The following is a 13,063-nucleotide window of genomic DNA, read 5'->3' on the forward strand; positions in this document are numbered from 1 at the left end:
ATGTTATGGTTCGGCTTCTGAGCCTGACCTAAGTCCGCCACCTGATTGATCATTTAAAAACATCCTATGTTATGGTTCGGCGAGGTGAAATTCCATGGTGTCGTACAATCGATATCAATTTAAAAACATCCTATGTTATGGTTCGGCACTTATTAACTTATGATAAGTATATTTGATATTTTAATTTAAAAACATCCTATGTTATGGTTCGGCGAGCGGGGCCCCTAAAGAGGATCATGCTATTTTACCATTTAAAAACATCCTATGTTATGGTTCGGCTTCGCAAGAAATCGTTCCACCACTCGAAGTAAATATATTTAAAAACATCCTATGTTATGGTTCGGCCGGAACAAACGTCGGGCAAGAGCGCGGCGCACTCGAATTTAAAAACATCCTATGTTATGGTTCGGCAAACAATTAATAAGTAATGTGGAAGTGTATGGTCTATTTAAAAACATCCTATGTTATGGTTCGGCCCGTTATACCAGATACTTCACCATTTTTTACGACATTTAAAAACATCCTATGTTATGGTTCGGCATGTGCGCGTGGTGATTCAAACAAAGGTGTTAACTAATTTAAAAACATCCTATGTTATGGTTCGGCGTTGTTATGTATTATTCATCAAATCCACCATACAATATTTAAAAACATCCTATGTTATGGTTCGGCGATTTATTTGATGCTGATGTTGTGGCGACTAAGCAAAATTTAAAAACATCCTATGTTATGGTTCGGCGGCAACAGATATTGGTATAAAAATCGGCATTGATGGATTTAAAAACATCCTATGTTATGGTTCGGCTTTAATCCCATTGAAGCCGTCTGGCGTATCACTCGTATTTAAAAACATCCTATGTTATGGTTCGGCTAGCTCCTGTGGATATGCCAAAAACTATGCTATTCAATTTAAAAACATCCTATGTTATGGTTCGGCGGTAATCAATGCGCTTGTATCTGTGAGTTTAACAGCATTTAAAAACATCCTATGTTATGGTTCGGCATAAGGACTTTCACAAAAGCCCTCTTTTGTACCCGGATTTAAAAACATCCTATGTTATGGTTCGGCCGAAGTTATGTTTAATTTAGCACTAGACACCGGATTTAAAAACATCCTATGTTATGGTTCGGCGTTGTTGTTATATTATTTAATGAATTTACAATCCTATTTAAAAACATCCTATGTTATGGTTCGGCCTAGCTGACAATTGTATCTTTTGACCATAAAATTGATTTAAAAACATCCTATGTTATGGTTCGGCTCTGGCGGTTTACTCATTGGCGTGGTTTAGTGGTGATTTAAAAACATCCTATGTTATGGTTCGGCTTGATTGTATACTCCTTGCCCAGCTAGATAAGTATATTTAAAAACATCCTATGTTATGGTTCGGCAATGTAGATATCAGCTAACCCCAACTCGTACGCGTCATTTAAAAACATCCTATGTTATGGTTCGGCGGCTTGGGTTTGTTAATGTTGCCAACGCTCTAAACTATTTAAAAACATCCTATGTTATGGTTCGGCTCGTAAAATGTTGCTAATACATCCAATATAATTAATATTTAAAAACATCCTATGTTATGGTTCGGCTTAAGAACTTCAATAAGCCGGGGAGAAACATTTGGATTTAAAAACATCCTATGTTATGGTTCGGCTTTCCCTTTTGCTGGGCCTTTAATGTGGACGAAAGTATTTAAAAACATCCTATGTTATGGTTCGGCGGCCAAACAGGCACCGATAATTTAAACCATTTAATATTTAAAAACATCCTATGTTATGGTTCGGCGAGATACAAGCATTACAATAGCCCCTGTGAATATGCATTTAAAAACATCCTATGTTATGGTTCGGCGCATTCGCATCTTGTTCCGCGAATTTATCCATTTTCATTTAAAAACATCCTATGTTATGGTTCGGCACGGATGAAAGGGGCGATAATCTTCACGTCGATATATTTAAAAACATCCTATGTTATGGTTCGGCATCAGCTATTGAGCTATCAGCGCTAAACGTGTACGTATTTAAAAACATCCTATGTTATGGTTCGGCTAATGCGACGATTAACAATTTGTTAGCTGGTAATATATTTAAAAACATCCTATGTTATGGTTCGGCAACTGCTTTCAAAACAGTCAGGTTATTAACTTTTTCATTTAAAAACATCCTATGTTATGGTTCGGCCATAAAGGAACATACTATCATCATTCAACACCCGAATTTAAAAACATCCTATGTTATGGTTCGGCGATCAAAGGGATTGTACAATTGATTATGAAGACTTATTTAAAAACATCCTATGTTATGGTTCGGCTGAAGCGTCATTATGGTGCTGTTATTGTAAAGGAATTTAAAAACATCCTATGTTATGGTTCGGCATAAGCGGTTGCATTGGCTGGACGTTTAACCATCTTGATTTAAAAACATCCTATGTTATGGTTCGGCGTTTGACAATGGCTTCGAGAGTGAACAAGAAAAGACATTTAAAAACATCCTATGTTATGGTTCGGCCAACGTCCTGAATGCTCCGATTGTAAGTGATGCTGTATTTAAAAACATCCTATGTTATGGTTCGGCCAATGTCGTTCCAGTCAGTTCAATTATTTCCTCTGATTTAAAAACATCCTATGTTATGGTTCGGCGGTTACCTGATCAGATGAATACATTAATAATTTACGAATTTAAAAACATCCTATGTTATGGTTCGGCTCATCCAATAATTTAGGGACGTTATTCGCTTTCCAATTTAAAAACATCCTATGTTATGGTTCGGCTGTACCGTTCGTACCAACTGTTTGTTATTCAGATGTATTTAAAAACATCCTATGTTATGGTTCGGCGTTGGGAATGGAACGCTTTTTAAACATTCCATTCCATATTTAAAAACATCCTATGTTATGGTTCGGCGTTGTTTGGAAGAACAAAGAAAATGGATTTAATGGAATTTAAAAACATCCTATGTTATGGTTCGGCCTCCATCCTCCGATCCAAACGCAATCGGTACACCTATTTAAAAACATCCTATGTTATGGTTCGGCATCTATTTTTGTACTTTCAAATGGTCAGGCATCAAATTTAAAAACATCCTATGTTATGGTTCGGCAAACAAATGTACTCTTTGTGTAAAGAGAGAGAGATATTTAAAAACATCCTATGTTATGGTTCGGCTATGAAGATGAAATTGATGATTTAGATTATATGGTATTTAAAAACATCCTATGTTATGGTTCGGCCCGTCTACCATGTGCCAAATTTTGAGTAATAGTAACAATTTAAAAACATCCTATGTTATGGTTCGGCCCGCTTGCATTTTATCCGGTATTTTGAGCCTTTTATTTAAAAACATCCTATGTTATGGTTCGGCTAGTTCTTGCGAAACAAAACAAGATACCTAATACGTATTTAAAAACATCCTATGTTATGGTTCGGCTCCAAACGCAATCGGAACACCTTGACAATTAGGGTAATTTAAAAACATCCTATGTTATGGTTCGGCCTTAGAGCAGAAATGCCGGTTAAACGAAAAAGCATATTTAAAAACATCCTATGTTATGGTTCGGCAATAAAATGTGTTCCCGATAAATTACCGTTTATTGTATTTAAAAACATCCTATGTTATGGTTCGGCTGCTTTTCCATTTGCAATAGCCAATGATGCAATTTTATTTAAAAACATCCTATGTTATGGTTCGGCACAATTCAGCCAGGAGAACTTTTATGGTTTTCAAAATTTAAAAACATCCTATGTTATGGTTCGGCTGTTTATTAAAACAACTTTGTAATTGTGAATTTACATTTAAAAACATCCTATGTTATGGTTCGGCTACATCAGTAATATTTTTACTAGTTAAATAAGACTATTTAAAAACATCCTATGTTATGGTTCGGCAATTTACGACAATACCGGTTATGTCATTTCTCAAAATTTAAAAACATCCTATGTTATGGTTCGGCTAAAGAATTGATGTTCAGCCCATATTGTTTTGATACATTTAAAAACATCCTATGTTATGGTTCGGCGATATATAGAGACGATTGCATACATAAGATAATCAAATTTAAAAACATCCTATGTTATGGTTCGGCTATAAAAATAGCGTTTTACGAAAGGAGAAAAACAAATTTAAAAACATCCTATGTTATGGTTCGGCGGCATAGGGCACTTGCAACGTATAATCTTTTTCGATTTAAAAACATCCTATGTTATGGTTCGGCTCATTCCCGATTTGTTCTCTTTGCTCTGCGTTTAGGATTTAAAAACATCCTATGTTATGGTTCGGCTTGAAACAGAAGAGTTCGCGGAATTGTTAAGCAAACATTTAAAAACATCCTATGTTATGGTTCGGCGCAGAGGAAAAAGATTTAGTTACCGGCGAACAATTATTTAAAAACATCCTATGTTATGGTTCGGCTCGTCGAGCGTATGCAAGTAAATATCACCGGTGATGGATTTAAAAACATCCTATGTTATGGTTCGGCCAACCAAATCCATACTTCCATGGAGGGCAATCACAATTTAAAAACATCCTATGTTATGGTTCGGCTATTCTTGGTGGTATAACTGGTATTAAATCAGCTATATTTAAAAACATCCTATGTTATGGTTCGGCTTTCAGATGCTACAACGTTGGGTACAATTTCAAATTTATTTAAAAACATCCTATGTTATGGTTCGGCGGTGATTACACAAATAAGTCAACAGGAGAATTTATATTTAAAAACATCCTATGTTATGGTTCGGCGCCTAGATAGGTCGATCCGTCTTGATTAGTACCTTTATTTAAAAACATCCTATGTTATGGTTCGGCTGATTACGGTTTTAACAACCGGCATGGCAGTCAGCGATTTAAAAACATCCTATGTTATGGTTCGGCCATGTCATAGGCATACAGCGACCGTGAATTAAATTATTTAAAAACATCCTATGTTATGGTTCGGCCCGATTCAATCAACTTATTGCACCAGAAAAAAGTGTATTTAAAAACATCCTATGTTATGGTTCGGCTATAGTAAAATCGCAAAATTAAATTTGCTTTAGTCTAATAAATCTCAATAATAGGGGATTCTATAATATTTTACCACCCTTTTTACAAAATCAAAAGAATTGAATCATAAAGTTCAATCATCCGCATTGATATGCGAATTTCAAGATGATTTTTTATAAAACGCCTGGTAAGTAAATTACAGAAAAAGATTTTCCGCAGATTGGTTATTACCTAAAGTTTCTTCTTCAAAAACATCTCCATTGATTAGTTTAATGATGCATACAAAATCTTCATCAATTTTGATAATACTTTTTAGTTCATGGCGGAGTTGTATTAGCTTTGAAGGTGTGATCGCACCACGGAAAACCGACTTCTGATAATGAATTAAATATTTTTTGCAGATTTTGAAAACTTTGTAGACTCGTTTTTCATTCACATCATAAAAAACAAAGGCATAGTTATAATTAAGTGATTTACCCATAATTTATTGCTTTTCCTTATTATTAAACGGTATGAATTGCTGACCTTCAAGAATTTCTTTAATGAGTTTATAGCAATCCAACTTAATCGCAGTGCGATAGCTTACTTTACGTTTGAGTTTTGGATGTTGAAAAATACTCTCAAGGCGTTCCTCAAATGCAGCAACAAATATTTTTCTACCCTCTTCATTAAGAATGCAATAGTTTAATTTCTTTTCAAAATGTTTATCCACTTGAAGTTTGCGATTATTAACAAGATCAAAAATAGTTTTAAAAACGATAACTGGCTTAAATACCTCACACAAATCAAGACTCAGGGAAAAACGTCCTTCTGAGGGTTCGTGAAGAAAACTAATCCGCTGATCCAAATGTGTTTGATAAATAACTGATATCGTTTTGGAATAGAGCAAACTATTCCCAAAAGAAATCAGTGCATTAATGGGATTATCCGGCGGACGTTTTACTCGCTTATGCATCATAAAATCTTCGGGTAAAAAATATTTAAAATCAGCATAAAATCGCTGCCATAATTCACCTTCAATTTGCAGAACCTGTTTAATATTATGTGATTTTTCTAAATTTTCCGGCAATGTCTTTCTAATCCAGTCAATCGTTGTTTTTACTTCTTTTTTATCGTGCTTATAATAATGATAGAGCAGTTCATCTATATTGCATGCGATCCCTCTGACAATATTCTTGGCGATATCAATACGATTTTTTTGTGAAGCATTTACTTGAGCAACTAACAGACGACCGCTGATAAGAGTTTCTTTTGGATAAAAAGTACCACTGTAACCCTCATAGTAATTAAAAAAATGAATAATAATATTATTTTTAGATAGAAAATCCAGTAATTTGCTGTTTAAACTTATTTCAGATAAACAATAAAGTTCTCGGACCCCTTCAACGGGGATATAGGTGTTTTTACCATTAACACGAAAGCAAAGCGAATTATCTTTTCTGGTTAAATCTCCCATTGATGTTAAATAACGTGTATTTCCCATAAAGTACCTCCTTTAAATACAGCAATAGGTGTAATAGGCGCATTTTATACATTTCTTTTCAAATTTATAGGGTGGGGGTGTCGGAAGATCGATTAAATATACCATATCTTTTTCAATGCATTTCAAATTTTCCGCAATTTCATCGTCCAAATCAACATAGTATATTTTATGGTCGCTTTTATTTTTTTCAATAAATTCTATTTTTCCTCGACGCTCGATTCCTTTTTGTTTCAAAACATTCAAATAAAAAAGAACTTGCCATTTAACAGCCTCATAATCCGTATCTGATTTTTTGATTTCTACGAGATAATCCCTAGTGATTTTATCAATCTTAATGTTTTCAACCGCAATTTCTGTTTCCTGCCCTTCAGATGCTTTCACTTCGTGTAAAGCCTTTCCTATTTTTACGTCCTCGCTATTATCTTCAAGATTGATCCGGTTTCCATGCAGCCAACACTGGCGTTTGCAGTGGAAATAATAATTAATCAATGTACCTGTCGCGCCCATAAAATCCTCCTTTATAGAAAAAGTTTGTCTGATTTAACTTTTTCAAATGCCTTTCGATCGAATTTCCCATTCGGAAAAAAAGAATCATCTCGTCTACATAGAAAAAGCTCTCCGATTTGTCCTTCGTGCTCGAATTGAAATTTTGGAATTTGATAAATAAAATAGGACATCTTTTCAGAAAATTCCGAGAGGCGCACCCGTTTTTCAGCATAGTTTAATGTTGTAACCTCCAGTAGCGTTTTGTAGTCAGACCAAAGCTCATAACCATCTATCATATTTCCGTCAAAGTCTTCAAGAACCTGATAGATAAACACTGACACTTCCCGATTATTCTCATCAATGAGTTGCATATGTTTTTGAATTTCAGGATAGTCAAAATTCCATAACGTTTCCCTGGCAAATTTTTCAATATTCGCCTCATTGTTAGCCTCTTTTGCTGTATTAATCTCACTTAAAACTACATCATAATAGGTCGAAAAATCTTTTGCAATTAAGATTTTTTGCATCTCTTCGTTTTTAATTGTAAGCTTTTCCTGCTTTCGAAAATCATTAGGATAAAGCCGATCTGCATTGTTATAGTTGAAAAAGAATACTTTTGATCCTTTTTTCTTACAGGACCGATTAATTCGACCCAAGAATTGTTCTTCTGCATCGAAAAGCGATACATCCTTGAAACCCATATCCATATCAATATCGACTCCGGCTTCAATAACTTGTGTTGCCACTAAAATAAGATTCTCTCCTGATTTTATTTTGTCTATGATACGCTTTCGTTCCGCCTTATTATCATCCCCAGTAATGCACAACACCTGTCTATCCATGCCTCTCTCATTCATTGTTTTCTGAAGCAATTCGAAAAATTCCAGAGTCGTCGTCTTAAAAATAAATTCTACTAGCAATTTATTTTTAAAGCCTGAATATTCGGGATTATTTGCTAACTCAAGACTCGTTGCGATTATTTTTTCCAGGAGCTTTTCGAGCACTGACTCTTTGTCATAATCAAGCAATGAGAAATCGAGATTTACACGGTTTTTAAATAATGGATGTTGATAAAAAACACTCGAATCTTTAATCAAGCTTGGAATTCGAGGCGTGGTTTCCAAACTTAATTTACCCAAATCCGGCAGGGTTGCAGACATGATAATAATCCGCATATTTAATAGTTTCGCATAGTCCTGAAGAAACAGAATAATTTCCTTCCACAAATCATTTCGATAGCTTTGAATTTCGTCAAGTATGATCACACTGTTTGCGAGATGAGCCAATGGAAAGACTTCTTCCCGATTGGTACCAAATAGGGTATTAAAGAAATTGACATGAGTAGTTAAGATCAGCGGATAGTGTAAGAACTGACGACCAAGTAGTGACTGCTCGTAATCGACACGATCCTTATTGTCGTTGATATCCCATTCGCCTTCGGCCAAGTCACTATTTGCTTTGACCTTTTTAATAGCTGTCACTCCATTGACGACTGTAATCCCTTCCAGAATTGAACGATCGTAATTAAATGCGGCTTCCAAACTCTCTCTGGTTTGCTCTACGAGGGTATTAAAGGGAAACACATAGGTGATTTTACTAAGCCTTGAATCTGCCTCCAACAGTTTTAATGCAAGATTGATGGAAGTGTTTGTCTTGCCGCTGCCGGTGGGTGCTTCTAAAAAGAATATCAATTCTTCTGAGTTATGCGTGAGCCCTTCTTCTGCTTCTAAAAAAAGCTCACATCTTAATCGATTGATTTCATTTCCAATAAAGGGATCATCACATTTTTCAAATTTGCTTTGCTGATAATGCTGAATAGTTTCATATATTGGTGTACTGTTAAACGCAGCACGGTACTTTTTTATATCATCGATGACACCGAAATTCTCAACCGGCTTATTCATAAAATCAGATGTCGCATAAAAATCACAGGAAACCAGGAGGCCATAAAGAAAACGTCCATAAATAATCCATGAAATGGATTTCCAGAGGGCTTTGTTTTTAAGGTCCTGCAGGACAACCTCAAAATAATCACCGATATCCGTGTTGCTTTGAGGGATTTGGCCGAACAACTCGCGATAATAAACGCAATGTTCATTTTCAGAACTGAATAATTCTGAACTAAGTTTTGATAAAAAATCCTGAAAGCCACCAAGATATCCGTGATGTTTACTGATGATAAAACTGTTGAAAACCAAAGAAAAAAACAGGCGTTCCTGATCTTCCCCATCAAAATTCATAATTTTCTCTAAATAGTGATTACAATAAATCAGCGCCGAAAAGAAGGAATGGTTCGAATTGTTTGACATCGTTTTTTCGTGATTTTCATTTGACATTTTTTGGACTTGAAAATTAGGATTTGTTTTTCCTAAATCGTGGGTATAAATAGCATTATAAAATAGCTCTCGCCATAAAAGAATTGCGGAAGCTGAGAGGTTATCAACGAGACTGCGTTCAAAATTTTCAAAAACATTATCCAATTTTTTCGCTTCCCAGAGTTTTTCTAAATAGTCAAGCGTGAGGCCCAGATGTGCCTCTAATGTTTCATAGTTCAAGGTATCCTCATTTGTTTTGAGATGAGCATAAAATGGTTTGCTGGTATCAAAGTAATGATTGAAGTCAAATAATGGTATGTGATCAAAAATCATGGCAGCTCCTATAAGTACATCAGGTTTTTTCCATTTACTTCATAAACTGGGAAATCTTGATTCAATTTCACGGGGATGTTGGTAAAAATCAATGATTCGGTTACGTATTGGTTACAAACGGATTCCAATGCAATCGGCAATCGCTCTTCATATTTAAAGTCCGGTTCTTTTTTTCCCAATCCTCTTTTGGGGATCAATTCCCCCGTTTTTTTTGGGAAAAAGCTATCAATAATAATTGGTGTTTCCGTCATTGTCCTTATAATTGGATGAACGGCAATTGCTTCGATATTGGCATAATGATCATTCTTGCCAAGATACGGTAGATAAACAAAACGTTTTTCAACCATTCTCTTTTTTAATGATTGAAGCAATAATGATTCATTCAAGCCGTCAAGAAGCAGATATATTTGCCAGACTGGTTTTTCCAGCCACTGTTCCTTAACAATGAGATTACAAGGCTTATCTTGTTTATCTTTATTATAATAACCGACAGAATTATTAAAGACTTGTACTTTTTTAGGTATGTAACCCTGGTCATTTAAAGGACAAATCGCGATTTTGAGAGTCTTTAATTTTTGATAGAATTCCGGATAATCCTCGTTTTTTTTCTGTTGGTTGTATCCATTTAAGCCTAGAATGCTTCCAAATAGTCCTAATAATGCAATTTTGTGTATGTTACCGTAAGTATAATACAGATAGGTGTTAACATCAGGCTGCTTGAAAAAGGCGGTGTTACCACTGAGCTTAAACGTGAGTGTTTCCATGATTAAACCTCTTCTTTGGTAAAGATATTAAAAATATTTGCTTTGTTTAATTCTCCTTTTAGAATCGTCGTATAAGGATTGTAATAAATTTCAATGGTCTGGATGCGGCTGCCAAAGTCATTAAACAAATCAGCCATACCTAAATTGATCACACCTTTTTCACCAGCATCTTTTTCATACGTAATATATTGGGCCAGATCCGGAAAGTAAAGCTCTGGCTCCGTTTCTACAAACAGCCCAAATTCATTTTCACACCCTACCTTTGCATTGGTATTATAGGCGGTGGCGGCAATCAAAGAAGCCGATTTGAATTTTTCATAATCTTCCTGGGTATAACCCTCGGTGACACCCATTTCAATAAAGTTATGGTATACCGTTGGATTGATCGCAAAGCCATAGAAGTAATGAGCTTCGTTGCTGACAATTTTTGTACCTAGAGTGGATTGCTCGGCGTCATCCTTTGTACTATCCCTGAAAGGTGATAAAATCTGCTGTTCTTCGACATTATGACCTTCGTATTTATTAAAACCCTGGGTAATCTGTACGGCGCCGGTAATGGAAAGATTATTTCCTTCTTCAGCAAAAGTCGCCCCAAAATTTTTAATGTCAATCGCTGTAAAAAGATTTTTCAGGACTTTCTTGCTATCCCGTTCGTCTTTTAAATTTTTAACATCAAAAATTTCTTCATATCGTTCTTTCAATGATTTGGGTCTTACTTTAATGGCATCCGGTTCCCCCTTTTTCTTTACTTCTTCGGTTTTAAAAGATTTGAGGTAAATCACTTTTTCTTTTTGTTCTTCCCACATGCGCTTCATTGGATATTTTAACGCCTTGTCGCTGCCAAAAACTTCCCCTGTTGAAATTGATTTAGGAAAACCGGTAAAGTCAGCATTCCAATTGGACATCAAGGATTTTATTCCCAGCACACCATAAATTCGACTATTTAACATTACTTTTGTCCTCCTGTTTTTCCTTATTTGATTCGTAAAGCAAATTAGGGCTTAGATAGCCCGCAATTAATACGGTATCATTAATTGACCCATCAGGAATATAAGAAAAAATCATACTTTGAATATTTCCAAATCTCCGACCGGGTTTAATATCATAATTGTATTTAATAAAAAATCGTTTTAGTAAATCTTTCAGTTTTAAATCTGTTTTGCAATTCAAAATCGGATTAACTAGAGAGTGATTCAATTTGGATGTTTTATTTTTCGACACGTAATAATTTGAGAGTTGCCCCACTGCATAGTAATACTCTAAATCATTTTCAATGGAATGTTCGCCTTCGGTGTTGATCTTTATTCTTAGTCCTTCTCTAATAGGAATTAATTGATCTGCCATACTTTTTCCTCCTTCAAAATATGTGATAAATGCATCGCGGACATTAAATTGTTCAATCGCTTTGTAAAAGAAATTATTTCCGATTGAATTCTTCACAATTTCTAGCGAACTCTTTGGGAATATGTTTTTGATAACCCTGGAATCACCCTTGTAGAACCATGAAAAAAAGCCGCTTCGGCAACGTAACAGTTCTTCTTTGACCCGAAAATCATTGAGTTTAATTTCATTGGCATCGATAAAATAATTTTTGATCAGAACCTTTTTAAAAAAAACATCATTGATCATTTTTTGAATTTCTTCACGTTTGATATAATCACTATAGACCAGATCTGAATTTGAATTCTTAGGAATCGGAATAACCTGCCGCAATGTAAAAGGTTCTATATCAGGGGAATAACCGGTTATCAGATCATAATCCTGGATTTCTAATTCCATCCCCTTCTGAATACGCAAAAAATATCCATTTAGTTTTTTCACATGACAGTGACTGTTTTTGTATGTGTAAATCTGTTCTGGATCGTTGTCATCGGTACTAAAGTAGATATTTGTTTTTCCCTGATTGGCGTAGTTAAAAAGGTAGTCAAAGAATTTTTTTTGCAGATAGACATTCTCCGTTGAAATTAAATATGGAATTTTACTCTTTATTCGCCCCTTATTTTCCAGATAAGGTTTTTTGGCATTCATCCCCATATTATTATTGGGAAGACCAAAAATCTGGCTATTCATTACAATGTTATAATCAGTCGTATTGTAAATATTTGGGAGTATATATCTCTGACTTTCTTTGAGATACACATCAGTCTCGTACTGAAAAAATATCTTAAGATAACTTTTATCCGCTTTGATGCATTGATTTTCCATTAATTCAAAAATATTTTCTTTTATCCATGATTCGCAAAAATCAAGATTGTTGGAATTCGGTTCTTTTTTGAATGTTTCAAAATCTTCATAAAGTTCAAGACTTTTTCCTTTATATTTCAATCGAGGATTTTTCAAAATGTTATAGTAGTTTTCTATGATTTCAAACGATAATTTGGTTTGACCTTGGGTGTCAGGTTTGATGCTCTCTTTTTTAATCCAAAAGCTCAAATAATTATTACTGTGGATGACCTTTTTGTTGTCAATGGGTTTGTTCATACTTATCAATTTAGATAAATAATCCCGTTGGATGAATTCATCCAAACCAATGGCATTATCCATATTCTTCTCTACGTTTTTCTGATCTACAATCTGACCTTGTTTATCGACTAAAATATAAGTTCCCGGATCAAGGGTATAATTATCGGTAATTAGAGCATCACCAGCTTGATTATACTTTTTTTCAAAGATATCAATACAATCTTTCAGCATAGCATCA

The 13,063-nt window shown here is 34.8% G+C and carries 7 protein-coding genes and 1 CRISPR repeat array (1 of these 8 only partly in view); all 7 genes read right to left on the reverse strand.

Going from position 1 to position 13,063, the window contains the following annotated elements:
* Nucleotides 1-5,001: direct repeats of the CRISPR family, unit length 30 nt; unit sequence ATTTAAAAACATCCTATGTTATGGTTCGGC; it begins 542 nt to the left of the window's first position.
* 176 nt (nucleotides 5,002-5,177) lie between these two features.
* Genes cas2 through FZC40_RS12030 form a run of 7 tightly spaced genes read right to left on the reverse strand, consistent with a single transcriptional unit; the run spans nucleotide 5,178 to nucleotide 13,056 of the window.
* Nucleotides 5,178-5,462, reverse strand: coding sequence for a CRISPR-associated endonuclease Cas2 (cas2, locus tag FZC40_RS12000; protein WP_148604639.1), 285 nt, complete (start codon nucleotides 5,460-5,462; stop codon nucleotides 5,178-5,180).
* Nucleotides 5,463-5,465: 3 nt separating this feature from the next.
* On the reverse strand, nucleotides 5,466-6,464 hold the full coding sequence (cas1b, locus tag FZC40_RS12005; RefSeq protein WP_148604641.1) for a type I-B CRISPR-associated endonuclease Cas1b: 999 nt from the start codon (nucleotides 6,462-6,464) through the stop codon (nucleotides 5,466-5,468).
* Between the two features lie 12 nt (nucleotides 6,465-6,476).
* Entirely contained in the window at nucleotides 6,477-6,971 is a 495-nt protein-coding gene (locus tag FZC40_RS12010; protein ID WP_148604643.1) for a CRISPR-associated protein Cas4, read from the reverse strand.
* Between the two features lie 11 nt (nucleotides 6,972-6,982).
* Complete coding sequence (gene cas3 / locus FZC40_RS12015) at nucleotides 6,983-9,598, reverse strand: CRISPR-associated helicase Cas3' (RefSeq protein WP_148604645.1); 2,616 nt, start codon at nucleotides 9,596-9,598, stop codon at nucleotides 6,983-6,985.
* Between the two features lie 8 nt (nucleotides 9,599-9,606).
* Entirely contained in the window at nucleotides 9,607-10,362 is a 756-nt protein-coding gene (cas5b, locus tag FZC40_RS12020) for a type I-B CRISPR-associated protein Cas5b (RefSeq protein WP_148604648.1), read from the reverse strand.
* 2 nt (nucleotides 10,363-10,364) lie between these two features.
* Nucleotides 10,365-11,312 carry a type I CRISPR-associated protein Cas7 gene (locus tag FZC40_RS12025; protein ID WP_148604650.1) on the reverse strand — a complete coding sequence of 316 codons (948 nt, stop codon included), beginning with the start codon at nucleotides 11,310-11,312 and terminating at the stop codon, nucleotides 10,365-10,367.
* Nucleotides 11,302-13,056 (reverse strand): type I-B CRISPR-associated protein Cas8b/Csh1, encoded by a 1,755-nt coding sequence (locus FZC40_RS12030; protein ID WP_148604652.1) that lies wholly within the window; start codon nucleotides 13,054-13,056, stop codon nucleotides 11,302-11,304. The genes FZC40_RS12025 and FZC40_RS12030 overlap by 11 nt, the downstream gene beginning before the upstream one ends.
* Nucleotides 13,057-13,063: the final 7 nt, after the last annotated feature.

The sequence above is a fragment of the Acetobacterium tundrae genome (assembly GCF_008086615.1).
In the GTDB taxonomy this organism is placed as follows: Bacteria; Bacillota; Clostridia; order Eubacteriales; family Eubacteriaceae; genus Acetobacterium; species Acetobacterium tundrae.